Genomic DNA, 25,216 nt, shown 5'->3' on the forward strand with positions numbered 1-25,216 from the left:
GGGTGGTTCTGGCTGGTGCGGCCGGGGTGAATCGGTTTCGTGGTGCGGTAAGACGTGCGTCTGCACCGGGCGTTCAGGAGGGCGTGTGGTCGGGCTGGAGGTCAGGGAGTTCAAAGCGAAGCTCGGCGGTCACAGGCGGGGGGGGAGGGTGTGCGTATGCGCGTAAGGACTCGCGGCGGCACGGCCACTGGGCTACCCCGCCCGCTCGGCGCGGTCGCCGGGCCGGAAGGTCTGTGGGTGCCGTGGGTGCTCTGGGTGCTCTGGGTGCTGCGGGTGCGCCTGCTCTCCACGGGCGTGATTCCGGGCCACTGCCTCTACCGCGTCCGCCAGTCGGTCCAGTACCGCGGCCGCTTGTTCGTCGGTGATCGTCAGGGGTGGGAGCAGCCGTACGACGTTCGCGTGACGGCCGGCCAGTTCGACGATCAGGCCGCGGCGCAGGCACTCCCGTTGGACGGCGGCAGCGAGCCCGGGGGCGGCGGGGTGAGGGCCTCCAGCGGGGCCACCGACTGCGGCATCGGCTCTTCCAAAGCCGATCGAACGCGCCCACTCACCACCACGCCCCGCACCCGCACCCGCACCCGCACCCGCACCCGCACCCGCACCCGACAAGGCGTCCACGCCACGGTCATCGGAACCACCCAGGCCGACCCGAGTCCCAGCCCAGGTCCCAGCCTCGGCCGAAGTCCCAGCCCTCGCCCCCGCCACGGCCCGAGCAGCCTCGAAATCCCCCTCGGCCTCGACCAGTTCGATCCCGACCATCAGACCCCGACCCCGGACATCACCAACGATGGGGAACTCACCTGCCAGCTGCCGGAGTTGGCCAAGCATGCGGGAGCCGAGGGTCCCGGCCCGCTCCGCAAGGCCGTTTTCGCGGACGTAGGACAGGGTCGCCGTGCCTGCGGCCATGGCCAGCTGGTTGCCCGGGAAAGTGTCCGCCGAGGTACCGGGCTCCCCGGCGTCCAAGTCGTCCCGGTACACCAGGGCGGCCAGAGGCAGGCTGCCGCCGATGGCGTTGGAGAGGATCATCACGTCGGGGGTGATACCGCTGTGGTCCACCGCCCAGAAGGCGCCCGTGCGCCCGACTCCCGTCCGGACCTCGTCGGCGATCAGCGGGACGGACCGGGCGGCCGTGATCTGCCGCATGCGCAGCATCCACTCGTCGGGCGCCGGGACCACACCTCCCTCGCTCTGGACGGGTTCGAGGATCATCCCGGCGGGCAGCGGCGGCCCCGATTTAGGACCGTCGAGGACGGACTCGGTCCACCGGGCGGCGAGTTCGGCACCGCGCGCGCCGCCGACGCCGAAGGGACAGCGGTAGTCCTGCGGGTAGGGCAGGTACGCGATCCGCGATTCGACCGCGTCTCCGGGTGCTTCGAACACCCCGGTGGTCGTCCCCTTCTGCGCGCCCGTGAAGGCAAGCATGCCGTCGCGTCCGGTCGCCGACCGGACGAGGTGGAAGGCGGCCTCCACCGCGTCCGTATCGGCCGGCCCACAGAACCTCACCCGCGCGCGGTCGGCGAGGCCGGGCGGCAGGGTGCGGAAGAGTTCGGTGACGAAGGCGTCCTTGACGGGCGTCGCGAGGTCGAGGGCCTGCAGCGGCGCACCCGAGTCGAGGACCCTGCGGATCGCCTCCCGGACGACGGGGTGGTTGTGGCCGAGGACCAGGGTCCCCGCGCCCGAGAGGCAGTCCAGGTAACGACGGCCGTCCGCGCCCTCGATGGTCAATCCACGTGCCCGCACCGGCACGATCGGCAGGGCGCGAGCGTAGGTACGCGCCGCCGACTCGCGCACCGACTGACGCCGCAGAATCCCCTCGTGCACAAAGTGCGACCCATCGGACGCCGGCATGGCGGCACGCCCCTCGGCAGCCCCCTCGAGCGCACCCACGCCAGCCTCGCCGAGCCCGGTCACCACGGCCTCCCAGTACCCACCCCAGCCGCCTCTCCCAGCCCGGGCGCAGTGAGCCCTCCAACTCCGACCACAGCGGCACCCCCTTCACATGCAGGCTCCGCCGCCACCTCAACCGCACGCCTCTTCACCGCCACGGCTCCCTGTTCTCCCGCAGTCCAAGGGCAAGCCGTTCCTGACGTCCTCACCCGACCCGACATACGAAACCCCGCAAGCGTTCACTCGAAGACTCTCGAAAGCTCGCGGGAATTGGGCACGAGGGGCCGGGCCGGCCGACTGGACCCACCACCGGCAGCAAGCCCCTGTCGCTACCAACCCCGGACCGCTCAGCGGGTTACGGGTTGCCTCAAGATCCTTGCCGTGACGGAACCGTTGCCGTTCCGTGGGAAGTCCCCCATAGCGAGCGCATAGTGTGTGATGCCGTTCCAACACACCGTGAGCCAAGCGCGAGAGCACACCGATTCGCCCTCGGATCAGCCCGGATCGATCCGGACCGGTCCGCATCACGTCCGAGTCGACCCGACCGCGCGGGAGTTCGCGGCAAGCACCCAGTTCGTACACCTCAGGGGGAGTCAACCCATGCGACTCATACGGCCGTCCTTCACCGCTCGTCGAGGAAGGAACGCGCGCCGCAGAACCTCCCCCGCGCTGACCGCCGTTGCCCTCGCCTCGGCGCTCGTGCTCACCGCCACGGCCTGCGACTCGGGCGAAGCCGAGGCCGGCGGTGAGGCCTCGGCCTCCGCCACGTCCGCGGGCGACGGCAAGATCACGATCCCGGACAACATCAAGGACAAGCTCAAAGAGCACGGGATCGACCTCGACAAGTGGAAGAACGGCGCATGGAAGGACTGGAGCAAGGAGGACTGGCTGCGCGAGGCCGACGAGTACATCAACCCGATCATCGAGGGGCTCTGGGACCCGGACCGGATGCGGGACGCCGAGGATCCGGACAACGCCGTGGACGACAGCGACCTCTCCGATGACCAGGGTGTGACCGACCCGGAGCCCGCGCCCGTGGACGCGAAGGCCGTCGCACCTACGTACCACGCCAACGCTCCCGAAGCGGGCAAGGTGTTCTTCGACTCCCCCGAGGGCACGATGGTCTGCTCGGCGACGGTCGTTCAGGACCCGGCCCACCCGGGCAAGTCCAACCTGGTGTGGACAGCGGGCCACTGTGTGCACGCCGGCAAGGACGGCGGCTGGTACCGCAACATCGCGTTCGTGCCGTCGTACAACAACGAGGGCATGACGACCGGGCAGCTGGAGAGCGCCGCCAGGGAGGAGGTCGCTCCGTACGGCGTGTGGTGGGGCGACTGGGCTCAGACCTCGGACCAGTGGATCGAGCAGGGCGGGGCGACGGGCGGTGACGGCGCCTCGTACGACTTCGCCGTCATCCATGTGACGCCGGAGGAGGGCAGCGGCGGCAAGTCGCTGGAGGAGACGGTGGGTTCGGCTCTGCCGGTGGACTTCAAGGCTCCGGCCGTGACGAAGGTCTCGAGCATCACGGCGACCGGCTACCCGGCCGCGGCACCGTTCGACGGCCAGACCATGTACCAGTGCAAGGACAAGCCGGGACGGCTGTCGATCAGTGCCCCGGACCCGACGATGTACCGCATCGGCTGCACGATGACGGGCGGTTCGTCGGGCGGCGGCTGGGTCGCGGCAGGCTCGGACGGCAAGCCGGCGCTGGTCTCCAACACCTCGATCGGCCCGGTGACCGCGGGCTGGCTGGCCGGTCCGCGGCTGGGCGAGGTGGCCGAGGGTGTGTACGACTCGGTGAGCGAGAAGTTCGCGGGCCAGTGATCGCCCGCTGAGCACGGACGGCGGTGGGATGTGTCGGGGAAACCTTCACCACCTCGCCGCCGTTCACCCTCAACTCCCCGGGCATAGTGGGGTGTCGTCCGCAGGGGGAGATCCACAGGGATCCACCCTTCGCATGGCAAGCACACGACATTCGCACGTTCTCACGGGGGTCACCGCACCATGCGTTCCACACGTACGCCCGCAGCACCACGGCACGGGCGACGCACCCACACCCTCCTCGCCGCCACCGGGCTCGTCGCGGCGCTCGCTCTGACCGCGACCGCCTGCGGCGGCTCGGGCGAGGACACCGCCGCCGACAAGCCCGGCGCCACCACTTCCCAGGCCGCCGAAGGCAAGGTCGAGATCCCCGCCGGCATCGCCGACAAGCTCAAGGAGCACGGCATCGATGTCGACGACTGGGAGGCCGGCGGCTGGAAGGACTGGGACAAGGCCAAGTGGCTCAGTGCAGCCAAGGACTTCGTCAACCCGGTGATCGAGGGCCTCTGGAAGCCCGAGCGGATGCAGTCCGCGAAGGAGGCCGACAAGACCGTCTCGACGAAGGACGCCGCCGCCGACCAGGGCGTCAGCGACCCGGAGCCGGCGCCCGTCGAGGCCACGGCCGAGAAGACGCCGTACCACCAGAACGCGGCCCCGGTCGGCAAGATCTTCTTCGACTCCCCCGAGGGTCCGATGGTCTGCTCCGGCACGGTCATCAAGGACGTGAACCATCCGGGCAAGTCCAACCTGGTGTGGACGGCCGGCCACTGCGTGCACGCCGGCGGCAGCGGCGGCTGGTACCGCAACATCGTCTTCGTCCCGGCGTACAACGACCTCGGCAAGTCCGAGGCGCAGCTCGGCAACGCCACCGCCTCGGAGATCGCGCCCTACGGCAACTGGTGGGCCGATTGGGCCTCGACGTCGAACGGATGGATCCAGGGCGGTTCCGAGACGGGTGGCGCCGGTGCCGCGTACGACTACGCGGTGCTGCATGTGAAGCCGGAGTCGGGCTCCAAGTCCCTGGAGGAGACCACGGGCGCGCTGGACGTCGACTTCTCCGCCCCGTCCGCGAGCGAGGTCGCCACGATGGGCGCCTGGGGCTACCCGGCCGCGCCGCCGTACAACGGTCTGCAGATGTTCAAGTGCCTCGACCAGCCGGGCCGGTTCTCGCTGAGCGCCAGTCTGCCGGCGATGTACCGCATCGGCTGCACCATGACGGGCGGCTCGTCCGGCGGCGGCTGGTTCCGTGTGGTGGACGGCGAGACCAGGCTGGTCTCGAACACCTCGATCGGCCCGACCGACAACACCTGGCTCGCGGGCCCGCAGCTCGGCCAGGACGCCGAGACGCTCTACGACAACATGAGCAAGACGTACGGCGGTCAGTAGCGCGCACACCGAAGGCCCGCCCCTGCGACGAACAGGGAGCGGGCCTTCGGGTTTTCCGCGCACTACGAGGTCACGACGTCACGCGAGCGCCGCCGGAACGTACGGCGCGAGATCCGCCGCCAGTTCCTCGTGCACCCTCACCTTGAGCAGGGTGCCCTCCGGGGTGTGCTCCGCGGAGAGCACCTCGCCCTCGTCGTGAGCACGGGCGACCAGCTTGCCGTGCGTGTACGGCACGAGCGCCTCGACCTCGACCGACGGCCGCGGCAGCTCGTTGTCGATCAGCGCGAGCAGTTCCTCGATGCCCCGGCCGGTGCGCGCCGAGACCGCGATCGAACGCTTCTCGATCCGCATGAGCCGCTGAAGCGTCAGCGGGTCGGCCGCGTCCGCCTTGTTGATCACGACGATCTCGGGTACGCCGGTGGCGCCGACGTCCCTGATCACCTCGCGTACGGCGGCCAGCTGTTCCTCCGGGTCCGGGTGCGAGCCGTCCACCACGTGCAGGATCAGGTCGGACTCGCCGACCTCCTCCATGGTGGAGCGGAACGCCTCGACCAGGTGGTGCGGCAGGTGCCGGACGAAGCCGACGGTGTCCGCCAGCGTGTACAGACGGCCGCTGGGCGTCTCCGCCCGGCGCACGGTCGGGTCGAGGGTCGCGAACAGGGCGTTCTCGACCAGCACTCCCGCGCCCGTCAACCGGTTCAGCAGTGAGGACTTGCCGGCGTTGGTGTAGCCGGCGATGGCGACCGAGGGCACTTTGTTGCGCTTGCGCTCCTGGCGCTTGATCTCGCGGCCGGTCTTCATGTCCGCGATCTCCCGGCGCATCTTCGCCATCTTCTCGCGGATCCGACGCCGGTCCGTCTCGATCTTGGTCTCACCGGGACCACGGGTGGCGAGGCCGCCGCCCTTGCCGCCGCCCATCTGACGGGACAGCGACTGACCCCAGCCTCGCAGCCTCGGCAGCATGTACTGCATCTGCGCGAGCGCGACCTGCGCCTTGCCCTCTCGGGACTTGGCATGCTGGGCGAAGATGTCGAGGATCAGGGCCGTACGGTCGATGACCTTGACCTTGACGACGTCTTCGAGGTGGATGAGCTGGCCCGGGCTGAGCTCACCGTCGCAGATGACGGTGTCCGCGCCCGTTTCGAGCACGATGTCGCGCAGCTCGTCGGCCTTGCCGGAACCGATGTAGGTGGCCGCGTCGGGCTTGTCGCGGCGCTGGATCACGCCGTCGAGCACGAGCGCGCCCGCCGTCTCCGCGAGGGCGGCGAGCTCCGCGAGGGAGTTGTCCGCGTCCCGCGCGGTCCCCGTGGTCCAGACGCCGACGAGCACGACCCGCTCCAGGCGGAGCTGGCGGTACTCGACCTCGGTGACGTCCTCGAGCTCGGTGGAGAGGCCGGCGACGCGGCGCAGGGCCGCGCGCTCCGAGCGGTCGAACTGGTCGCCGTCCCGGTCTCCGTCGATCTCGTGGCTCCAGGCGACGTCCTCTTCCATCAGGGCATCGGCCCGAAGACCTTCGGGGTAGGCATGCGCGGGGCGCTCAGTGTCCTGGGAAGAAGATGAAGAGGAGGTCATTGGGTCCTTACGTCGATGGGGATTCCGAAAGACGACACAGAGCCGAAACGGAACTCCTGAGCCGGTCCGTCACTGCTCACAACGCACGAGTACCCCGGGAGATTCCCGTGTCCCGTGCCGCGCCGACCTGAAAGATGGTCGCACGGCACGGCCCGTCTCGTCACCGTGTTATTTCGCGGCGCCCCGCTGGGGTGCGGCCGACTTCCAGTCCGGGTGGCCGGGCATCGGCGGGGTCTTCTCACCGTAGAGCCAGCCCTCGAAGAAGCCGCCCAGCTCGCGCCCGGAGATGTTCTCGGCGAGCTCGATGAAGTCCGCGGTGCCGGCGACGCCGTCCTGGTGGCGGCTCACCCAGACCCTCTCCAGGCGTTCGAAGGCGGGGCGGCCGATCTCCTGTCGCAGGGCGTACAGGGCCAGCGCGGCGCCGTCGTAGACGTTCGGCCGGAAGATGCTGATCTTCTGACCGGGGTCGGGCGCCTTGGGCGCGGCGGGCGGTCCGCCGGACGCGCGCCAGCGGTCGGAGGCGCCGTACGCCGCCTTCATCCGCGCCTCCACGGGCCGGTCCGCCTCCTCCTCCGCGTACAGGGCCTCGTACCAGGTGGCGTGTCCCTCGTTCAGCCACAGGTCCGACCAGGTGCGCGGGCTGACGCTGTCGCCGAACCACTGGTGGGCCAGCTCGTGCACCATGATCGACTCGACGTACCACTTCGGGCGGGCGGGCTCCGTGAACAGGTCTCTCTCGAAGAAGGAGAGGGTCTGCGTCTCCAGCTCGAAGCCGGTGTCGGCCTCGGCCATGAGCAGGCCGTACGTCTCGAAGGGGTACGGCCCGACCTTGCCCTCCATCCAGACGATCTGGTCGGGGGTCTTCTTCAGCCACGGCTCCAACCGCTCACGGTCCTTGGTGGGCACGACGTCCCGCACCGGCAGCCCGTGCGGGCCGTTGCGGCGCAGCACGGTGGAGCGGCCGATGGACACCTGGGCAAGTTCGGTGGCCATGGGGTGCTGGGTCCGGTACGTCCAGGTCGTCGCCTTGCCCGCCCGGTCCACGCCGGTCGGCAGACCGTTGGCGACGGCCGTGTAGCCCTCGGGCGCGGTGACCCTGATGGTGAACATCGCCTTGTCGGAGGGGTGGTCGTTGCACGGGAACACCAGGTGGGCGGCATCGGCCTGGTTGGCCATGGCGAGGCCGTCCGCGGTCCTGACCCAGCCGCCGTCCCGGTCCTCGGCGGACACGGGGTCGCTGGTGTGCCGGACGGTGACCCGCATCCAGCTGCCCTCGGGCAGCGGGTCCTCGGGCGTGACCACCAGGTCCTCGCCGGCGCTCGTGAAGGCCGCGGGCTCGCCGTCGACCTCGACCGAGTCGACCTTGCCGTGCGCGAAGTCGAGGTTCAGGCGGTCCAGCGAGGTCGTCGTCCAGGCGTCGATCGTGGTGACCGCCTGGAGGGGCTTGTTGTTGGTGCCCGAATAGGTGAAGGCGAGGTCGTACGACGCCACGTCGTAGCCCGGGTTGCCCAGCTGCGGGAAGAGGCGGTCGCCGACGCCCAGCGGGGCCTCCGGGGCGCTCGCGGCGAGAAGGCAGACGGAGACGGCGGAGGCGAGGAGTGCGGCTGCCTTTCGGCGCCGAGGGGCCGTGATGCGGGCTCGGGGAGCCGGGGTGCGGGGGGTGAGCGGCATGCACCACGGCTATCAGGGGGCGCGTGCGGTGCGGCGGCGGCGCGCGATCGGCCCACTCGAACGGGTAGATCAGCGGGACGAGAGGTTCGCCGCACGCAACTGCGCCCCACGCGCGCGGGCATCGTCCGCAGTCAGCCTCAGATCCCCGGCGTCTGCGCCCTGCTCACGTCGTACACCCCCGGCACATTCCGCATCGCCCGCATCAGGGCGGGCAGGTGTGCCGCGTCGGGGAGTTGGACCGTGTAGGTGTGGCGTACGCGTTGCTGGCTCGGGGGCTCGACGGTCGCGGAGACGATCTCGGCGCCCTCCGAGGCCATCGCTTCCGTGAGGTCGGCGAGCAGATGCGGGCGGCCGAACGATTCAGCGAAAAGGGTGACCCGGCACCGGGTGGTGTCTCCCCAGCGCACGTCGACCTCCGCGCGCCCCGCACTCTTCATGCGCGCCACCGCCGCGCACTCCACGCGGTGGACGGTCACCGCTCCCCCGCGGACAGGGAAACCGATCACCTCGTCGGGCGGTACGGGCGTGCAGCAGCCCGCGAGCCGTACGCTCGCGCCGGGCTGGTCGACTACGGCGTTCGCGGTGGGGCGGTCCGCCTCAGCGCTCGTGGCGGCGGTCCGGTCGGCAGTCGGGGCGGCGGGGCCTTCGGAAGCCGTCACGGAGTTCCCGGCGGCGACCGGCCGGGGAGATGGCTCGGTGGACCGAAGGGTCGGAACCGGCCCCTCCCTCTGCGCTTCGGCGGACGCAGGATGCGTCGCCAGCCACCGCTGGATGGCGATCCGGGCGGCGGCCGTGTGGGCGTGCTCCAACCACTCTCTGGAGGGCTCCGAGGCGGGATCCTGGCCCATGAGGAGCTGGACGGTGTCACCGTCCCGCAGGACCGTGCTCAGCGTCGCCAGGCGGCCGTTGACCCGGGCGCCGATGCACGCGTGTGCGTCCTCCCCGTACTGCGCGTACGCGGCGTCCACACAGGTCGCGCCCTCCGGCAGACCCAGAGTGCCTCCGTCGGGCCGGAAGACGGTGATCTCGCGGTCCTGGGCGAGGTCCTCGCGCAGGGTGGACCAGAAGGTGTCCGGGTCGGACGCGCCCTCCTGCCATTCGAGGAGGCGGGAGAGCCATCCGGGCCTGGTGGGGTCGGCCCGCTCGCCGTCACTGGAGACGGCCTGCTCCTCCGAAGGAGGAGCGTAGGGATTGCCGAGCGCGACGACCCCGGCCTCGGCGACCTTGTGCATCTGGTGGGTGCGGATGAGGACTTCGGTGACCTGGCCGTCCTCGCGGGCCACCGCGGTGTGCAGCGACTGGTACAGGTTGAACTTGGGGACGGCGATGAAGTCCTTGAACTCCGAGACGACGGGCGTCATACAGGTGTGCAGTTCGCCGAGTACGCCGTAACAGTCGGCGTCCTCGTTCACCAGCACCAGCAGACGGCCGAAGTCGGCGCCGCGCAGCCGGCCGCGCTTGCGGGCCACGCGGTGCACGGAGACGAAGTGCCGGGGCCGGATGAGGACTTCGGCCGGGATGTCGGCGTCCCGCAGGACCGTGCGCATCTCCTCGGCCATCTCGGCGAGCGGATCGTCCGCGCGGGAAGCGTTGTCGACGATCAACTGCCGTGTGTGCTCGTACTCCTCGGGGAGGAGGATCGCGAAGACCAGGTCCTCCAGTTCGGTCTTGAGCGCCTGGACGCCGAGCCGTTCGGCGAGCGGAATGAGGACGTCCCGGGTGACCTTGGCGATGCGGGCCTGCTTCTCGGGGCGCATCACGCCGAGGGTGCGCATGTTGTGCAGCCGGTCGGCGAGTTTGATCGACATCACGCGGACGTCGTTGCCGGTGGCGACGAGCATCTTGCGGAAGGTCTCGGGCTCGGCGGCGGCGCCGTAGTCGACCTTCTCCAGTTTCGTGACGCCGTCGACGAGAAAGCGCACCTCCTCGCCGAACTGCTCACGGACCTGATCGAGCGTCACGTCCGTGTCCTCGACGGTGTCGTGGAGCAGAGACGCCGTCAGGGTTGTTGTCTCGGCGCCCAGTTCGGCCAGGATCAGGGTCACCGCGAGCGGGTGTGTGATGTACGGCTCACCGCTCTTGCGCATCTGACCGCGGTGCGAGGACTCGGCCAAGACATAGGCGCGGCGCAGCGGTTCGAGGTCGGCGTCGGGGTAGTGCGCGCGGTGGGCCTCGACCACATGGCCGATGGCGTCGGGCAGCCGGCCGCGGGCGGTGGGGCCGAGCAGCGCGGCCCGGCCGAGTCGGCGCAGGTCGAGCCGGGGGCGGGCCTTCCTGCGGGGCACTGTCGGCAGCACAGGACCTGTTGTCACCGGGCCTGGGCTCGCAGGATTCGTGGCCTCCGCACTCATGGGCACCTCCGGCTGCGTGGACCGGCGGACGGGGTGCCCCAGGGCGGGCACGGCTCGGGGGATGGCTTCGGTCCCCCGTCCGGGCCGGTGCTTGATGCTACCGAGCCCATCACGTGCACCTGACCGCCTCTCGCCGAGCGTGAAAAGGATCACCCATTCGAGCGAAGGCTTTTAGGTTTACGGTTTCGCGCCCCGTGACTGCGACCGGGTCATCGAACGAAGCTTTCCAGCCACTCCGCGTCGATCTCGCCCTCGGCGACGATCACCGCGGGGCCGGTCATCTCGATCTCGCCGTCGGGCCGCTCGGTGATCACCAGGGTGCCGCCGGGCACGTCGACGGTGTACGTCGCCGGGATTCCGGTGAGGGTCGGGTCGGCGCCGTCCCGGCGGGCGGTGGCCACGGCGACGGCGCACGCGCCCGTGCCGCACGAGCGGGTCTCGCCGGAGCCGCGCTCGTGCACACGCAGGGCGACATGCCGGGGGCCGCGGTCGATCACGAACTCGACGTTCACGCCGTCCGGGTAAGCGGCGGCCGGGCTGAAGGGCGGCGGGGAGTGCAGGTTGCCCGCGTGCGCGAGGTCGTCCACGAAGGCGACGGCGTGCGGGTTGCCCATGTTCACGTTCCGCGCGGGCCAGCTGCGCTCGCCGACGCTCACCGTGACTTCTCCCTCGGGGAGGAGCGCCTTGCCCATGCCGACCGTGATGTCGCCCTCCTTGGCGATGTGCACGGTCTTCACGCCCCCGCGCGTGGCGATCGCGAGGTCGCCCTCGCCGGCGTACCCGGCGCGCTGGAGGTAGCGCGCGAACACGCGCACGCCGTTGCCGCACATCTCCGCGATCGAGCCGTCGCCGTTGCGGTAGTCCATGAACCACTCCGCCTCGGCCGCCATGCCCTCGGCCTCGGGGTGGGCGGCGGACCGCACCACGTGCAGCAGGCCGTCACCGCCGATTCCGGCTCGGCGGTCGCACAGGGCGGCGACGGCGGCCGGGGGCAGGTCGATGGCGTTCTCCGGGTCCGGGACGATCACGAAGTCGTTCTCGGTGCCGTGACCCTTGAGGAAGGCGATCCGCGTGCTCATTCCTCGATCGTACGGGGTGGGTACGACAACCCCACGCGCGCGAGGTCGGCGCAGCGACCGCCCCCAGGATCAGCGCAGCCGGGCCACGCGCCACACGGCCAGCACGACCACCGCGGCGACCATCACTGCGTACGCGATCACGATCCGCCAGTCCGGACGGCGCCCGGAGCCCCGCTGCGGCAGCCCGGGCCACGTGTAACCAACGCGGCGGGCGGCCATCATGCCCCAGCCGGCCGCACAGGAGCAGATCAGCAGCCCCAGCATCGCGATCACGGCCCCGCTGTCGCCGAAGTCGAAGGCCAGCGGGAAGGCGAACATCAGGGAGCCGACCGCAGCCAGGCTCACGATCGGAGCGAGCTGCCAGATGCGCATCCGGCGCTGCGGGCGCAGCTCGACCTCGACCTCCGGGCCGCCCGAGAACATCTCCTCGGGCTCCGGACCGTCGGCGGTCACACCGCCCTGCGTCTCGTCGGGCCCGTCGGGGCTCAGACGGTCACCGTCCTGCTCCGTTTCACCGCTTTCCGCGGTGAGGGGCTCAATGCCTTGTGCGGTGTCGCGAGGGCCGGCCTCCATCGCCACGCGCCCTCCCAACTCGGACTCCACTTGGTCGATCGAAGCTCGATGATGGCACGGCGCCGAAGGCCACGATGACGGCCGGAGCGTCCCGATGCCATGACGTGATCAGGCTGTAACCGGTCGTTCGACCAACGCCAGTGCGAGCTGCGGAAGTTCTGTGAGATCCGCCGCAGCCCCACTCAACCAGTGCACCCGGGGATCGCGCCTGAACCACGAATCCTGACGGCGCGCGAAGCGTTTGGTGGCTCGTACGGTCTCGGCCCGCGCCTCTTCGTCGGTGCACTCACCGGCAAGCGCCGCGAGCACCTGCTGGTAGCCGAGCGCGCGCGAGGCCGTACGCCCCTCGCGCAACCCCTGCGCCGCAAGAGAGCGCACTTCGTCCACCAGCCCGGCGTCCCACATTCGGTCGACCCGGCGAGCGATGCGCTCGTCGAGCTCGGGCCGCGCCACGTCGACGCCGATCTGGAGGGTGTCGTAGACGGAGTCGTGGCCGGGGAGGTTGGCGGTGAAGGGCCGGCCGGTGATCTCGATCACCTCGAGGGCCCGGACGATACGGCGGCCGTTGCTGGGCAGGATCGCCTGTCCGGCCTCGGGGTCGGCGGCGGCCAGGCGCGCGTGCAGCGCCCCCGAGCCGCGCAGGGTGAGCTCCTCCTCCAGCCGGGCCCTGACCTCGGGGTCGGTGCCGGGGAACTCCAGGTTGTCGACGGCCCCGCGGACATAGAGCCCTGAACCGCCGACCAGAATCGGCCAGCGCCCTTCGGCGAGCAGCGCGTCGATCCTGGCGCGGGCCAGTTTCTGGTACTCGGCGACGGAGGCGGTGACCGTGACGTCCCAGATGTCCAGGAGGTGGTGCGGGACGCCTGCACGCTCCTCGGGCGTCAGCTTGGCGGTGCCGATGTTCATCCCTCGGTACAGCTGCATGGAGTCGGCGTTGACGACCTCGCCGCCGAGACGCTGAGCCAGAAAGACTCCCAGATCGGACTTTCCGGCCGCGGTCGGTCCGACGACGGCGATGACTCGGGGTGCGGGGGGTGCGCTACTCACTGCCCCAGTCTCGCAAACCTCCCGCCTGCGCCTCGAACGAGTTACGTGACGGCACGCGCGCGGGGTCGTTGCCAGTTGCGAGGTGTTCCGCCGCCCGATCGCAGAGGCGGCGACCCGGGCGGCGCAAACGGACGCACCGGACGACGCGGGATTTCGCCCGCACGAGTAACGTATGGAGTGGATATGGGCGTTTTCGCACGACTTCTCCGGAGGTCGAAGACCACGGAGGAGGCGTCAACCGCCGAGGCGCAGGCCGGCACACCGACGGCCGAGCCCGCGACTCAGGAGGCGGCGGAGGCGAAGGGGTCGGTCGAGACCGAGGCCGGGGCGAAGTCCAAGACGAAGGCTGAGGCCAAGGCCGAGGACGCGGTGGAGGAGACGGCGGTAGAGGCCGTCGAGGACACCTCCGGCTCCGGCGAGGGCGTCGAGATCCCCAAGCAGCAGTCCGCCGAAGAGGCTGCCGACAGCGAGGCCGGCGAAGGCGCCCGCACGTAACTGCCCGCGAGGGAAGGTGGACCATGGGTCTCCTGGACAATTTGAAGACCAAACTAAACCCGGCCAAGGACAAGGTCGCCGACCTCGCGCAGCATCACGGGGACAAGGTCCAGCATGGCCTCGACAAGGCCGCGAAGGTCGTCGACAAGAAGACCAAGGGCAAGTACAGCGACAGGATCCAGTCGGGGACGGGCAAGGCCAAGGGCGCCATGGACCGACTCGCGCACAAGGACAGCCCGGACGCGGGAGGCCACATCGGCACTCCACCGGCCTCCCCGCCACCGGCCGGTCCCCCGCCGACTTCCTGAACGGCACGGCACACCGGCGGACGGCCGCGGAGCACGACGCTCCCGGCCGTCCGCCGTTTGCGTCGCCTCCGCGTACGACGAGGTCGTCATGCCCAGGCCGTATGACCTGGTCGCTATGACCTGGTCGCTATGACCTGGTCGCTATGACCAGGTCGCTATGACCAGGTCGCGACCACGTACCCCACTCCGTACGGCGCGTCCTCGTACAGGAGCGTGCCGCCGAGGTCCGTGCCCTCGGCCGCGCCGGCCAGCACCTGCCAGGGGGCCCGGCCGGATGCCTTGAGTTCGTACGCCAGGTTCGCGTCCAGCGTCTTGAGGGCCGCCACGTCCGCCGACCCCAGCGCACGCGTGACCTCCGCGTCGAACGGTGCCGCCCGCCTGTCGAGATAGCCCGGCGCCTTGAGAGTGCGGCACGCGCTGGCGTCGCCCATCACCAGCATCGCCACCCGCGCGGCCCGGGCGGCGATTTCCCCTCCGACTTCGATACACCGCTCGGCCGCGAGAGGTTCCCCCACGCCGAGTCCCTCGATCGGGGCATCCGCCCACCCGGCCCGCTCCAGGAGCCACGCGGCCACCGCGAGCGAGGGCGGGAGCAGGTGCCGGGCAGCCGTGCCCCGGTCCGCGCCCAGGCGTACGTCGATGTCCACGCCGAACCCGTGGAACGAGCCCCGGGTGCCCTCCGGGTGCGTCCCGCGCCCGCTCTGCTCGGCCGGACCGACGACCACGAGCTGGTCGGGCCGGGCGGCGGCGAGGACACCCAGCGCGTCCGTGCACGCGGCACGCGCGGCGTCCAGCTCGAGTGCGGCTCCCGCGGCGATCTCGGGCACGAGCAGGGGCGGGCAGGGGCAGACTGCGGCGGCGACAAGCATGATCGGCAGGGTAACCCCGAGGGGCCGCGGGACGGCAGCCGATGAGCAACGGATCGGGCCCGTACGCCTTTCGTCGCGCGCCACGCGCGGCGGCGGTCGGCCGTCCACACCGCAGACCGCAACCCGCAACCCGCGCCGACCACAAGCCGAGAGCCGTCCGGCCCCCGAGCCGAACCCCGTCAGGCAGCAGGACGAGGGACCTGCCAGACCTCTCGCCGAACGCCACACCACAAGCCCACAAGCCCACAAGCCCACAAGCCCACAAGCCGAAGCCCGTCACAAGCCGAAGGCTCACCACGGGCTGCCTCGGCCGCAGCCCCGCAGCCCCGCAGCGCCGACCGGCGTCAGTCGCAGCCGCAGCCGCTGCCCGTCGCGGCCGGGAGCGGCTCGGGGGCGCCGATCTTCGGGAGGCCGAGCATGACGCCGGCCGGCTTGGCGGCCTTCTCGGCGTTGCGCTTCTCCCAGGCGTCGCCCGCGCGCGTGGGGCGTACGGCGAGGGTGGGGCCCTCGGCAAGGAGGTGGTGCGGGGCGGCATACGTGATCTCGACGGTGACCACGTCGCCGGGACGCACCTCCTGCTCCGGCTTGGTGAAGTGGACCAGCCGGTTGTCGGGGGCGCGGCCGGAGAGGCGGTGGGTGGCGCCGTCCTTGCGGCCCTCACCCTCGGCGACCATGAGGTCGAGCGTGCGGCCGACCTGCTTCTTGTTCTCTTCCCAGGAGATCTCCTCCTGAAGGGCGACGAGACGCTCGTAGCGCGCCTGGACGACCTCCTTCGGGATCTGGTTCTCCATGGTCGCGGCCGGGGTGCCGGGCCGCTTCGAGTACTGGAACGTAAACGCCTGCGCGAACCGGGCCTCGCGGACGGCGTGCAGGGTCTGCTCGAAGTCCTCCTCGGTCTCGCCGGGGAAGCCCACGATGATGTCGGTGGTGATCGCCGCATGCGGAATGGCGGCGCGGACCTTCTCGATGATCCCGAGATAGCGCTCCTGACGGTAGGAGCGGCGCATCGCCTTCAGGACCGTGTCCGAACCGGACTGCAGGGGCATGTGCAGCTGCGGCATCACGTTCGGTGTCTCGGCCATGGCCGAGATCACGTCGTCTGTGAAGTCGCGCGGGTGCGGGGAGGTGAAGCGGACGCGCTCCAGGCCGTCGATGGTGCCGCAGGCGCGCAGCAGCTTGCTGAAGGCCTCGCGGTCGCCGATGTCGGAGCCGTACGCGTTCACGTTCTGGCCGAGCAGCGTGATCTCGGAGACGCCCTCGGCGACCAGGGCCTCGATCTCGGCCAGGATGTCGCCGGTCCTGCGGTCCTTCTCCTTGCCGCGCAGGGCCGGGACGATGCAGAAGGTGCACGTGTTGTTGCAGCCGACGGAGATGGAGACCCAGGCCGCGTACGCGCTCTCGCGCCGCGTCGGCAGGGTCGAGGGGAAGGCTTCGAGCGACTCGGCGATCTCGACCTGCGCCTCCTCCTGGACACGGGCGCGCTCCAGGAGGACCGGCAGCTTGCCGATGTTGTGCGTGCCGAAGACGACGTCCACCCAGGGCGCCTTCTTCACGATGGTGTCGCGGTCCTTCTGCGCGAGACACCCGCCGACCGCGATCTGCATCCCGGGGCGGCTCGCCTTCCTCGGCGCGAGGCGACCGAGGTTGCCGTACAGCCGGTTGTCGGCGTTCTCGCGCACCGCGCAGGTGTTGAAGACGACGACGTCCGCGTCCCCGTCCGAACCCTCGGGCGCGCGCACGTACCCGGCGTCCTCGAGCAGCCCGGACAATCGCTCGGAATCGTGGACGTTCATCTGGCACCCGTAGGTGCGCACCTCGTATGTCTTCACGCCCACTGCCAGGCTCCGGTCGCTGCTGCTCATGTGACAAGGGTAGGCGGTGCTCGGAGTGCGCCCCGCCCTCGCACTCCCGGCAAGGGGCACGCCGCCGACAGTCCCGGAAAATACCGCGCCCTCGCCCGTTCGGCCCAGCAGCGAAAGCCGGACAAGAGCTGCATCCCTATGGTCGCTGTGAGGCCGCACAGGCCGACCCGCCGGAAAGGAAACTCCCATGGGGATACGCACCCCGTTCGTCGCCGCAGTGACGGTCGTCCTCGCCACCGGACCGCTGGCGGGCGCCGCACACGCTCGGGCCGACCTGAACTGCAGTGACTTCGCCTTTCAGGAAGACGCGCAAGCGGAGTTCAACCGCAACCCGCTCGACCCGAACCGGTTGGACGAGGACCAGGGACCGGATGACGGCATCGCCTGCGAGGTCCTGCCCCGCAGAGGCTCGACCGGCGTGACAGCTGCCACGCCTCTCCCCACCCGCGGTGTCCAGGGGGGCGTCGGCGGCAGCGCGGGACCCGCCGACTTCGAGCAGGCGCTGGGCATGGGCCTTGCCCTTGGCGCGCTTGCCCTCACGGCTGCGCATGTGGCGCTTCGGCGCCGCGATGCTGCCGGGTCGCGAAGAAACTGACCGATCGCGTCCGCGAGCGCTTCGGCCGTGGTTCGCCGATCCCGCCGGTTCCCTGAATCCGCGTTGCGGCGCCGGGCAAGCGCTCGCCCACCCAGGGCGTGGTTCGCCGATCGGCTCATGGATCGATGAGGCCGGCCCGGATTGCGTAGCGGGTCAGTTCCAGGCGGTCGCGCATGCCGAGTTTCTGCAGGAGGTTCGCGCGGTGGCGTTCGACCGTCTTGGCGCTGATGAAGAGGAGTTCGCCGATCTCTTTCGAGGTATGGCCCTCGGCCACGAGCTTGAGGATCTCCTCCTCGCGCTCGGTGATGGCCCGCTCGGGCAGACCGTCGCCCCGGTGGAGGCGGTCGAGGTACGAGCGGACGAGGGCTCGCTCCGCGCCCGGGTAGATGAACGGCTCGTCCCGTACCGCCGCCCGGCACGCCTCGACGAGGTCGCGGTCGGCGACGGACTTCAGGACGTAGCCTCCGGCGCCTGCCTTGAGGGCCTCGAAGAAGTACTGCTCGTTGTCGTACATCGTGAGGATGAGGATGCGCAGGTCCGGCAGGCGGCGGGAGAGTTCGCGAGCCGCCTGGAGGCCGGTCATGCGGGGCATGGCGACGTCCAGGACCGCCAGATCGACGTCACGCGCGCGTGCCAGTTCGACCGCCTCCGCCCCGTCGCCGGCCTCGGCCACGACAGTGAGGTCCGGCTCATTCTCGAGGATGAGCCGCACTCCTCTCCGTACGAGCGTGTGGTCGTCGGCGAGCAGGACGCGGATCGGGGTCCGGAGCGGCGGGCGGGGTGCCATCAGCGGCTCTCCCCGATCGCGGCCGGAATGCGCAGCCGTATGTCCGTGCCGCGCCCCGGGGCGGGTTCCAGGGAGAGCGCGGCGCCTATGAGGAGGGCACGTTCGCGCATACCGCTGATGCCTGAGCCCTCCGGTGCCCCGCCCCGGCCTTTGCCGTTGTCGCGTACGAGCAGTTCGACGCCGTCCGTGACCGGCCGCAGCCGGACCTCCGCACGGTCGGCGGCGGCGTGCCGCACGGTGTTGGTGAGGCCTTCCTGTGCGACGCGGTAGACCACGAGTTCCGACTCCTCGGTCAGCCGGGGCAGATCGCCGGGGACGTGGTGCCGCACGGTCAGACCGTGCGTGGTGAACTCGGCCGCGAGGGAGCGCAGGGCGCTCGGCAGCCCGAGCTCGTCCAGGACGCCGGGGCGCAGTCGGCGGGCGATGCGGCGGATCTCGTCGAGGCCCGCGCGGGTGGCTTCCTGCGCCTGGCTCACGTCCTCGCGCAACTCGTCGGGCACCTGGTCGGCGACGCGCTTGAGCTGGAGGAGGACTGCGGTCAGGGTCTGGCCGACCTCGTCGTGGAGTTCGCGGGCGATGCGGTGGCGTTCGCGTTCCTGGGCGGAGAGCGCTCGGGCGGCGCCGGTGGCGCGTTCGGCCTCCAGCCGGTCGAGCATCGTGTTGTACGTCGTGATGAGCGCGGCCGTCTCCGCGGGGCCGGCGACAGGGGCTCGGGCTCCGGGGCGCAGCAGGTCGGCCGTTGCCATGGCCCGGCCCAGCCGCTGGAGTGGAGCGAGACCGATGCGCAGCACGAGCGCGTTGGCAGCGAGCAGTGCGGCGAGGCCCGCCACGACCGCGACCGCCTCGCCCGGCAGGACGGGGGTGGACACGGTGACCGGGCCCAGCAGCAGTGCGGCGGCCGCGATCAGCCCGACGGCGTTGAGCGAGAAGATCCGCCAGAACAGCGACACGGTCCTGTTCGCGCCCCCTCCCGTCCTTGCGTGCGGCACCGTCCCAGTCACCTTCGCCGCGCACCTTCGGCCTCGTATATCCGTGACGACACCCATGTCGCCACCGTACGGGCGGCTGACAGCATGGCGGTTGCGCGGGTCTGACGGCGCTCGGGCCGCGAAGCCAAAGTGAAGGCCAGTACCAGACCAGTACTAGAGGGGAAGAAACGTGTCTGCTCCACGCCTGAGGGCGACGCCGCTGCCGGGCATCGGGGTCCAGTACGACCTCGTCACCCGGGAAGACCGCCATCTGTCCGTGGTGGCGCACCGCGACGGCGGCCGCACGGTGAGCGTGTACCAGGCCGACGATCCCGACTCCTGTGCACAGTCGCTGCGGCTGACCGGTGCCGAGGCGGGCGCGCTGATCGACACGTTGAAGCCGTCCCACCACAGTGCGAGCCTGCTCTACACGACGGACCTTGGGCTGGTCGCCGAACGCATCGAGGTCGCCGCGGGCTCGCGCTGGAACGGGCGGGTACTGGGCGAGACCCGGATGCGGACCGAGACGGGCGCCTCCGTCGTGGCGGTGTTGCGGCGGACGGAGGCGATTCCGTCACCGGCGCCGGACTTCCGGCTCATCGGCGGCGACACCCTGATCGTGATCGGCACCCGTGAGGGCGTCGACGCCGCCGCCGCGATACTCGGGCGGGAGTGAACCGGTGCACTCCGCGGTCCTTCTGATCGAGTTCGGTTCCATCATCCTCGCCCTCGGACTGCTCGGCCGGTTCGCCGCCCGCTTCCGGCTCTCTCCCATCCCGCTGTATCTGCTCGCCGGACTGGCCTTCGGTGAGGGCGGGCTGCTGCCGCTCGGGGCGAGTGAGGAGTTCGTCGCGACCGGCGCCGAGATCGGCGTCATCCTGCTGCTGTTGATGCTCGGCCTGGAGTACACGGCCGGCGATCTGATCACCAACCTCAAGTCCCACTACCCGTCCGGACTCGTCGACTTCGCGCTCAACGCCCTGCCGGGCGCGGCGGCGGCGCTGCTGCTGGGCTGGGGGCCGGTGGCCGCGGTCGTGCTGGCCGGCGTCACCTGGATCTCGTCGTCCGGCGTGATCGCGAAGGTGCTCGGCGACCTGGGCCGGGTGGGCAACCGGGAGACGCCGGTGATCCTCAGCGTCCTCGTCCTCGAGGACCTGGCGATGGCCGTGTACCTGCCCATCGTCACCGCGCTGGTGGCCGGCGCCGGGCTGCTGGCCGGGAGCGTGACCCTGGCGATCGCGCTGGGGGCTGCGGGGCTCGTCCTGTTCGTGGCGGTGCGCTACGGCCGGTTGATCTCCCGGTTCGTCTCCAGCGACGACCCGGAGAAGCTGCTGCTGGTCGTGCTGGGCCTGACGATCCTGGTGGCGGGCATCGCCCAGCAGCTCCAGGTGTCCGCCGCGGTGGGCGCGTTCCTGGTCGGCATCGCCCTGTCGGGGGAGGTCGCGGAGGGCGCGCACACCCTGCTGAGCCCCTTGCGGGACCTCTTCGCCGCCGTCTTCTTCGTCTTCTTCGGCCTCCACACCGACCCGGCCAGCATCCCGCCCGTACTGCTGCCCGCCCTCGCGCTTGCGGTCCTCACCGCCACGACGAAGATCGCCACCGGGTACTGGGCAGCCCGACGAGCCGGAATCTCCGTCAAGGGCCGCTGGCGCACCGGCGGCGCGCTGGTGGCACGCGGCGAGTTCTCGATCGTCATCGCGGGGCTGGCCGTGAGCGCCGGCATCGAACCGTCCCTCGGCCCGCTGGCCACGGCGTACGTCCTCATCCTGGTCGTCCTCGGCCCCCTCACCGCGCGCTACACGGAGCCGGTGGCGTCCTGGTGGACCCGCCGCGCCGAGGACCGCCGGGAGACCAGGGAAACCTCGTCCCGGGCGGCAGCCGAGGCGGAGGCGGGGGCTTCGGTGGGCGGGGAGTGACTCGTCGGCTGCACGCGCACGGGTGCCCTGGGCGCGGGCACGAGTGACCAGGCGCCAGCGGTGGTCAAGCACACCACGCCGTGCCCCGTGGAAGCAGCGGGAGCGAACCCGAGGCGCCTTCGTGGGCGGCAACCGAATCACCGGCCGCGAAGCGGGCCCGCCCCGGTGGGACACCGGCAGCGGAGCCGCCGGGCAGGCGACGGCTGAACACCCGCAGACGCGCGCGCCTGCACCCCGATGTTCGGATGGGCGGCGGCCCGGTCGCCGACCGGCGAGTACTTGAGGACCTTGCCGCCGGCGCGGCGGGCGACGCGGCCGTCGGGGACGCGCTTGGTCATGTTGGAGCGATGGGTCTCGGCGATCACCGCGTCGAGGTCGATGCCGTGGACGAGGGCCGTGCCGTACGCAACGTAGACGACGTCGGCGAGTTCGTGTGCGAGCCTGTCGAGCGGACCGGTGACGGACACCTCGGCGGCCTCCGCGGCCTCTTCGGCCTCCGAGGCGAGCAGTTCACCGCGATGGGCAGCCAGTTCGGGCTAGACCTCGGTGGGCATACTGCGGGCGGCGAGCCCGACGGCGAGGTGGAATTCGCGGACCAGGTCGACGGGCGAGGAGCTCATACGCCGACTCCAGCGATCGCCTCCGCCAACGCCGTCGGTGAACCCGGCGGCCCCGGCGGTCACCCCTCGGGCGCCGCGCCCTGTGCCGCCGCCCCTGGTCAGCACGGCGCCCCGGCTGGCAGGATCGCCGCATGTCCAGAGTGTTCCCCCGTATCGGCAGGCGCCGGGCCCTGCAGGGCGCGGCCACCGGGTTCGTCGCGTTCGGGCTGCTGCTGTGGTGGCTGCTGCCGCTGGGTGAGGCGCCGCCGAGCGGGACGATCACGTTCAGTACGGGGACGAAGGCCGGCGTCTACCAGGAGTACGGGAGGCTGCTGCGCACCGAGCTCGACAAGGACATGCCGAACCTGAAGGTGCGGCTGCTGACCAGTGACGGCTCTCAGGAGAACGTCGCGCGGGTGGCCACCGGCCAGGCCGACTTCACCATCGCGGCGGCCGATGCCGTGGAGACGTACACGGGCACGGGTGCCGACCGGCTGCGCGGTGTCGCCCGCCTGTACGACGACTACGTACAGCTCGTCGTCCCGCGCGGCTCGGACGTCGAGTCCGTCGCGGACCTGAAGGGCAAGCGCGTGGCCATAGGACTGCCCCACTCGGGCGTGCGGCTGATCGCCAACCGGGTACTCAAGGTGGCCGGCATCGACGCAAAGAAGGACATCACGCCGATGTCCGACGGGATCGACACCGGACCGGACCGGCTCAAGCGGGGCGAGATCGACGCGTTCTTCTGGTCGGGCGGGCTGCCGACCGCCGGACTGGAGAAGCTGTCCGCCACCTACGCCTTCCGGTTCGTGCCGATCGGCACCGACCTCGTCGCCAAGCTGCACGAACAGGGCGGCCCGTCCCGCTACTACCGCGCCACGAACATGCCGGAGTCGGCCTATCCCCCCATCCAGAAGGGGTCCACGGTGGCGACGATCGCGGTGTCCAACCTGCTGATGACACGCAAGGACATGGACCCGAGGCTCACCGAGTGGCTGACCCGGACCGTGCTCAAGAGCAGGGACGGCATCGGTGCCCACGTCCACTCCGCCCAGCTGGTCGACGTACGCACGGCGATCTACACGGACCCGCTGGCCCTGCACAACGGCGCCCGGCGCTATTACCGCTCGGTCAAGCCGTAGCCGACCCCGCGCGCACGGCGTACCGAACGTCGCGCACACTCCGTACGAACGTCTCGTCGGCCGGCGCGGGAAGCCTCCACCGCGGACCCCGGTACGGACCTCCCGCAAGGACGCAGCGAGCCTCAGCCACCCGCCGTACCGGCCGTACCGAACCTCACGCAGCCGACCCCGACCGCGGCACCCGTACCGTCACCGTCAGCCCGTGCGGCTCGTGGTGGTCGTAGGTGATCGAGCCGCCGCCCGCGGCAAGCAAGGCGCGGGAGATGGACAGGCCGAGGCCGGAGCCCTTGATGTTCTGGTGGCGGCCGCTGCGCCAGAAGCGGTCGCCGACGCGGGTGAGTTCCTCGTCGGTCAGGCCCGGGCCGTCGTCGTTGACCACGACGGTGGAGGTGTCGCCGTCGGAGGCGACCGTGACCTCGACCGTCTTGCCTTTCGGCGTGAACTTCACGGCGTTGTCGATCACCGCGTCCAGAGCGCTGGAGAGAGTGACCGGGTCGGCCCAGGCGGTGGTGGCCGGACAGGTGCCCACCAGCCGGACGCCCTTGGCCTCGGCGGTGGGTGTCCAGGCGGCGATGCGCTCGGCGGTCAGGGCGCCGATGTCGGTGACGCCGAGGTCCGCCTCCGTGTGCTCGGCCAGGGCCAGGTCGAGCAGGTCGTCCAGGACCTGCGCCAGACGCTTGCCCTCGGCCTGGACGGAGGCGATCTCCTGGTTGCCCTCCGGGAGTTCGAAGGCGAGCAGTTCGATGCGCAGCAGCAGCGCCGCGAGGGGGTTGCGCAGCTGGTGCGAGGCGTCGGCGACGAAGGCGCGCTGCTGCTCGAGGACATCCTCGACGTTGTCCGCCATCTCGTTGAACGACCGGGCCAGGCGCCGGAGTTCCGGCGGTCCGCCGGCGGCCGCGACCCGGGACTTCAGAGCCCCGCTCGTGATCGCGTGGGTGGTGGCGTCGAGGACACGTACGGGTTTGAGGACCCAGCCCGTGAGCCGTAGCGCAGCGCCTACGGCCAGCAGCATCGCGGCGATCTCGCCTGCGCCGACGACAAGCCAGCCGTGCAGGATCCGCGAACGCATCTGCCCGGTGGGCGAGTCGGTGACGACGACCGCGACGACGTCGCCGTCCCGGATGACCGGCGAGGCGACGACCAGGCGGTTGCGCTGCCAGGGCCACACCTGCTTCGGATCGTGGCTGCGCCGGCTGAGCAGCGCCTCGTCGAAGGCCTCGCGGACCTCGCCCTCCTTGGGGAGGACGAAGGCCGACGGCGCCTTGGCCATGGGGGTGGCGTTGCGGTAGAAGACGCCCGCCCGAATGCCGTAGACCTCGTAGTAGCTACCGAGTTCGATGGCCAGCGTGTCCTTGCGCTCGTTGGTCTCGCCGGGCGGGTCGGTGACGTACTGGGCGAGGGCGGCGAAGCGTGCGGTGTCGTCGATCCGGTCGACGACCACCTTCTGCTGCTGGGCCGCGGCCACGCTGACGGCGAGCGGGACGCCGAGGGCGAGCAGCACGGCCGCCATCAGGACGATGAGCAGCGGGAGCAGACGTGTGCGCACCCGGCCCCGCTACGCGCTCGGGGCGACGAGCCGGTAGCCCACGCCGCGTACGGTCTCGATCAGCGCCGGCATCCGCAGCTTGGCGCGCAGGGACGCCACATGCACCTCGAGGGTGCGCCCGGTCCCCTCCCAACTGGTGCGCCACACCTCGCTGATGATCTGTTCCCGGCGGAAGACCACGCCGGGGCGCTGGGCCAGCAGGGCGAGGAGGTCGAACTCCTTGCGGGTCAGCTGGACGACCGATCCGTCCACGCTGACCTGGCGGGTGGGCAGCTCGATGTGCACCGGGCCGAGACGCAGCGCGGTCTCGCTCGCCCCCGGGGCGTCGTCGTGGGCGGTACGCCTGCTGACGGCGTGGATACGGGCGAGCAGCTCGCCCGTGTCGTACGGCTTCACGACGTAGTCGTCGGCGCCGAGGTTGAGGCCGTGGATGCGGGAGCGGACGTCGGAGCGCGCGGTGACCATGATCACCGGGGTGCTGGTGCGCTTGCGGATCTTGCCGCAGACCTCGTAGCCGTCCTGGTCTGGCAGCCCCAGGTCGAGGAGGACGACTCCGAAACCCTCGCCTTCCGGGACGAGGGCCTGCAGGGCCTCCTCGCCGCTGCGGGCGTGTGTGACATCGAAACCGTGCCGCGCGAGGACCGCGGACAGGGCGGCTGCCACATGGTTGTCGTCCTCGACGAGGAGCAGTCTCATCCGGGCCCCTTCGGTTCATCGGACGTACGATCAGGATGTGTACAGA

At 70.9% G+C, this 25,216-nt stretch carries 21 protein-coding genes and 1 pseudogene; 8 read left to right on the top strand and 14 right to left on the bottom strand.

Annotation, left to right across the window (positions count from 1 at the left end; translation table 11 throughout):
- Positions 1-192: 192 nt before the first annotated feature.
- Positions 193-1,848, bottom strand: coding sequence for an aminotransferase class III-fold pyridoxal phosphate-dependent enzyme (locus ADK57_RS10985; RefSeq protein ID WP_053749243.1), 1,656 nt, complete (start codon positions 1,846-1,848; stop codon positions 193-195).
- 639 nt (positions 1,849-2,487) lie between these two features.
- Here ADK57_RS10985 and ADK57_RS10990 point away from each other — a divergent pair.
- Together ADK57_RS10990 and ADK57_RS10995 are read left to right on the top strand one after the other, a co-directional pair.
- Complete coding sequence (locus tag ADK57_RS10990) at positions 2,488-3,711, top strand: trypsin-like serine peptidase (protein ID WP_053749209.1); 1,224 nt, start codon at positions 2,488-2,490, stop codon at positions 3,709-3,711.
- A gap of 180 nt (positions 3,712-3,891) precedes the next feature.
- The gene (locus ADK57_RS10995; RefSeq protein WP_053749210.1) at positions 3,892-5,094 is read left to right on the top strand and encodes a trypsin-like serine peptidase; all 1,203 of its coding nucleotides are present in this window, start codon (positions 3,892-3,894) and stop codon (positions 5,092-5,094) included.
- Positions 5,095-5,172: 78 nt separating this feature from the next.
- Here ADK57_RS10995 and hflX read toward each other — a convergent pair whose 3' ends face one another.
- From hflX to miaA, 6 genes are all read right to left on the bottom strand, one after another.
- Complete coding sequence (gene hflX / locus ADK57_RS11000) at positions 5,173-6,666, bottom strand: GTPase HflX (RefSeq protein WP_053749211.1); 1,494 nt, start codon at positions 6,664-6,666, stop codon at positions 5,173-5,175.
- Between the two features lie 168 nt (positions 6,667-6,834).
- On the bottom strand, positions 6,835-8,337 hold the full coding sequence (locus ADK57_RS11005; RefSeq protein ID WP_053749212.1) for a M1 family metallopeptidase: 1,503 nt from the start codon (positions 8,335-8,337) through the stop codon (positions 6,835-6,837).
- Positions 8,338-8,474: 137 nt separating this feature from the next.
- Positions 8,475-10,688 (bottom strand): RelA/SpoT family protein, encoded by a 2,214-nt coding sequence (locus ADK57_RS11010; RefSeq protein ID WP_053749213.1) that lies wholly within the window; start codon positions 10,686-10,688, stop codon positions 8,475-8,477.
- A gap of 209 nt (positions 10,689-10,897) precedes the next feature.
- Positions 10,898-11,767: a diaminopimelate epimerase gene (dapF, locus tag ADK57_RS11015; protein ID WP_053749214.1), complete on the bottom strand. Its 870-nt coding sequence runs from the start codon at positions 11,765-11,767 to the stop codon at positions 10,898-10,900.
- A 69-nt stretch (positions 11,768-11,836) separates the two neighbouring features.
- Positions 11,837-12,340, bottom strand: coding sequence for a hypothetical protein (locus ADK57_RS11020; RefSeq protein WP_053749215.1), 504 nt, complete (start codon positions 12,338-12,340; stop codon positions 11,837-11,839).
- A gap of 108 nt (positions 12,341-12,448) precedes the next feature.
- Positions 12,449-13,387 carry a tRNA (adenosine(37)-N6)-dimethylallyltransferase MiaA gene (miaA, locus tag ADK57_RS11025; RefSeq protein WP_053749216.1) on the bottom strand — a complete coding sequence of 313 codons (939 nt, stop codon included), beginning with the start codon at positions 13,385-13,387 and terminating at the stop codon, positions 12,449-12,451.
- 183 nt (positions 13,388-13,570) lie between these two features.
- Here miaA and ADK57_RS11030 point away from each other — a divergent pair, with 183 nt between their 5' ends.
- Both ADK57_RS11030 and ADK57_RS11035 read left to right on the top strand, forming a co-directional pair.
- The gene (locus ADK57_RS11030; protein WP_053749217.1) at positions 13,571-13,882 is read left to right on the top strand and encodes a hypothetical protein; all 312 of its coding nucleotides are present in this window, start codon (positions 13,571-13,573) and stop codon (positions 13,880-13,882) included.
- Between the two features lie 23 nt (positions 13,883-13,905).
- Positions 13,906-14,190: an antitoxin gene (locus tag ADK57_RS11035; RefSeq protein ID WP_053749218.1), complete on the top strand. Its 285-nt coding sequence runs from the start codon at positions 13,906-13,908 to the stop codon at positions 14,188-14,190.
- A gap of 155 nt (positions 14,191-14,345) precedes the next feature.
- Here ADK57_RS11035 and ADK57_RS11040 read toward each other — a convergent pair whose 3' ends face one another.
- Both ADK57_RS11040 and miaB read right to left on the bottom strand, forming a co-directional pair.
- Positions 14,346-15,059 carry a class III extradiol dioxygenase subunit B-like domain-containing protein gene (locus ADK57_RS11040; protein WP_053749219.1) on the bottom strand — a complete coding sequence of 238 codons (714 nt, stop codon included), beginning with the start codon at positions 15,057-15,059 and terminating at the stop codon, positions 14,346-14,348.
- A gap of 344 nt (positions 15,060-15,403) precedes the next feature.
- The gene (gene miaB, locus ADK57_RS11045) at positions 15,404-16,921 is read right to left on the bottom strand and encodes a tRNA (N6-isopentenyl adenosine(37)-C2)-methylthiotransferase MiaB (RefSeq protein ID WP_078973062.1); all 1,518 of its coding nucleotides are present in this window, start codon (positions 16,919-16,921) and stop codon (positions 15,404-15,406) included.
- Positions 16,922-17,108: 187 nt separating this feature from the next.
- On the opposite strand from miaB, the gene ADK57_RS11050 reads away from it, so the two are divergent.
- On the top strand, positions 17,109-17,516 hold the full coding sequence (locus tag ADK57_RS11050; RefSeq protein WP_053749220.1) for a hypothetical protein: 408 nt from the start codon (positions 17,109-17,111) through the stop codon (positions 17,514-17,516).
- Between the two features lie 115 nt (positions 17,517-17,631).
- On the opposite strand, the gene ADK57_RS11055 is transcribed toward ADK57_RS11050, so the two are convergent.
- Entirely contained in the window at positions 17,632-18,303 is a 672-nt protein-coding gene (locus tag ADK57_RS11055) for a response regulator (RefSeq protein ID WP_053749221.1), read from the bottom strand.
- Positions 18,303-19,349, bottom strand: a complete 1,047-nt coding sequence (locus tag ADK57_RS11060; RefSeq protein WP_053749222.1) for a HAMP domain-containing sensor histidine kinase — start codon at positions 19,347-19,349, stop codon at positions 18,303-18,305. Before ADK57_RS11060 ends, ADK57_RS11055 begins: the two co-directional genes overlap by 1 nt.
- Before the next feature lie 112 nt (positions 19,350-19,461).
- Between ADK57_RS11060 and ADK57_RS11065 the strand changes: the two genes are divergently transcribed.
- Positions 19,462-19,947, top strand: coding sequence for a cation:proton antiporter regulatory subunit (locus tag ADK57_RS11065; protein ID WP_053749223.1), 486 nt, complete (start codon positions 19,462-19,464; stop codon positions 19,945-19,947).
- A gap of 4 nt (positions 19,948-19,951) precedes the next feature.
- Positions 19,952-21,187, top strand: coding sequence for a cation:proton antiporter (locus ADK57_RS11070; RefSeq protein WP_053749224.1), 1,236 nt, complete (start codon positions 19,952-19,954; stop codon positions 21,185-21,187).
- A gap of 137 nt (positions 21,188-21,324) precedes the next feature.
- Here the strand turns inward: ADK57_RS11070 and ADK57_RS11075 are convergent.
- Positions 21,325-21,807 (bottom strand): annotated as a pseudogene (locus tag ADK57_RS11075) (hypothetical protein).
- A 131-nt stretch (positions 21,808-21,938) separates the two neighbouring features.
- Between ADK57_RS11075 and ADK57_RS11080 the strand changes: the two are divergent.
- Positions 21,939-22,928: a TAXI family TRAP transporter solute-binding subunit gene (locus ADK57_RS11080; protein ID WP_053749225.1), complete on the top strand. Its 990-nt coding sequence runs from the start codon at positions 21,939-21,941 to the stop codon at positions 22,926-22,928.
- Between the two features lie 154 nt (positions 22,929-23,082).
- On the opposite strand, the gene ADK57_RS11085 is transcribed toward ADK57_RS11080, so the two are convergent.
- Together ADK57_RS11085 and ADK57_RS11090 are read right to left on the bottom strand one after the other, a co-directional pair.
- Positions 23,083-24,474 carry a sensor histidine kinase gene (locus ADK57_RS11085; protein ID WP_053749226.1) on the bottom strand — a complete coding sequence of 464 codons (1,392 nt, stop codon included), beginning with the start codon at positions 24,472-24,474 and terminating at the stop codon, positions 23,083-23,085.
- 9 nt (positions 24,475-24,483) lie between these two features.
- Positions 24,484-25,170 (bottom strand): response regulator transcription factor, encoded by a 687-nt coding sequence (locus tag ADK57_RS11090; protein ID WP_053749227.1) that lies wholly within the window; start codon positions 25,168-25,170, stop codon positions 24,484-24,486.
- Between the last annotated feature and the right edge of the window lie 46 nt (positions 25,171-25,216).

The organism is Streptomyces sp. MMG1533 (assembly GCF_001279775.1).
GTDB lineage: Bacteria > Actinomycetota > Actinomycetes > Streptomycetales > Streptomycetaceae > Streptomyces.

What these genes read in the sequence shown, in the direction of transcription:
- ADK57_RS10990 (WP_053749209.1), top strand. Translation starts at nt 2,488, where the DNA reads ATGCGACTCATACGGCCGTCCTTCACCGCTCGTCGAGGAAGGAACGCG.
- ADK57_RS11055 (WP_053749221.1), bottom strand. Translation starts at nt 18,303, where the DNA reads ATGGCACCCCGCCCGCCGCTCCGGACCCCGATCCGCGTCCTGCTCGCC.
- ADK57_RS10985 (WP_053749243.1), bottom strand. Translation starts at nt 1,848, where the DNA reads ATGCCGGCGTCCGATGGGTCGCACTTTGTGCACGAGGGGATTCTGCGG.
- ADK57_RS11030 (WP_053749217.1), top strand. Translation starts at nt 13,571, where the DNA reads ATGGGCGTTTTCGCACGACTTCTCCGGAGGTCGAAGACCACGGAGGAG.
- ADK57_RS11040 (WP_053749219.1), bottom strand. Translation starts at nt 15,059, where the DNA reads ATGCTTGTCGCCGCCGCAGTCTGCCCCTGCCCGCCCCTGCTCGTGCCC.
- ADK57_RS11020 (WP_053749215.1), bottom strand. Translation starts at nt 12,340, where the DNA reads ATGGAGGCCGGCCCTCGCGACACCGCACAAGGCATTGAGCCCCTCACC.
- ADK57_RS11010 (WP_053749213.1), bottom strand. Translation starts at nt 10,688, where the DNA reads ATGAGTGCGGAGGCCACGAATCCTGCGAGCCCAGGCCCGGTGACAACA.
- ADK57_RS11050 (WP_053749220.1), top strand. Translation starts at nt 17,109, where the DNA reads ATGGGGATACGCACCCCGTTCGTCGCCGCAGTGACGGTCGTCCTCGCC.
- hflX (WP_053749211.1), bottom strand. Translation starts at nt 6,666, where the DNA reads ATGACCTCCTCTTCATCTTCTTCCCAGGACACTGAGCGCCCCGCGCAT.
- ADK57_RS11080 (WP_053749225.1), top strand. Translation starts at nt 21,939, where the DNA reads ATGTCCAGAGTGTTCCCCCGTATCGGCAGGCGCCGGGCCCTGCAGGGC.
- ADK57_RS11005 (WP_053749212.1), bottom strand. Translation starts at nt 8,337, where the DNA reads ATGCCGCTCACCCCCCGCACCCCGGCTCCCCGAGCCCGCATCACGGCC.
- ADK57_RS11090 (WP_053749227.1), bottom strand. Translation starts at nt 25,170, where the DNA reads ATGAGACTGCTCCTCGTCGAGGACGACAACCATGTGGCAGCCGCCCTG.
- ADK57_RS10995 (WP_053749210.1), top strand. Translation starts at nt 3,892, where the DNA reads ATGCGTTCCACACGTACGCCCGCAGCACCACGGCACGGGCGACGCACC.
- dapF (WP_053749214.1), bottom strand. Translation starts at nt 11,767, where the DNA reads ATGAGCACGCGGATCGCCTTCCTCAAGGGTCACGGCACCGAGAACGAC.
- ADK57_RS11035 (WP_053749218.1), top strand. Translation starts at nt 13,906, where the DNA reads ATGGGTCTCCTGGACAATTTGAAGACCAAACTAAACCCGGCCAAGGAC.
- ADK57_RS11060 (WP_053749222.1), bottom strand. Translation starts at nt 19,349, where the DNA reads ATGGGTGTCGTCACGGATATACGAGGCCGAAGGTGCGCGGCGAAGGTG.
- miaB (WP_078973062.1), bottom strand. Translation starts at nt 16,921, where the DNA reads ATGAGCAGCAGCGACCGGAGCCTGGCAGTGGGCGTGAAGACATACGAG.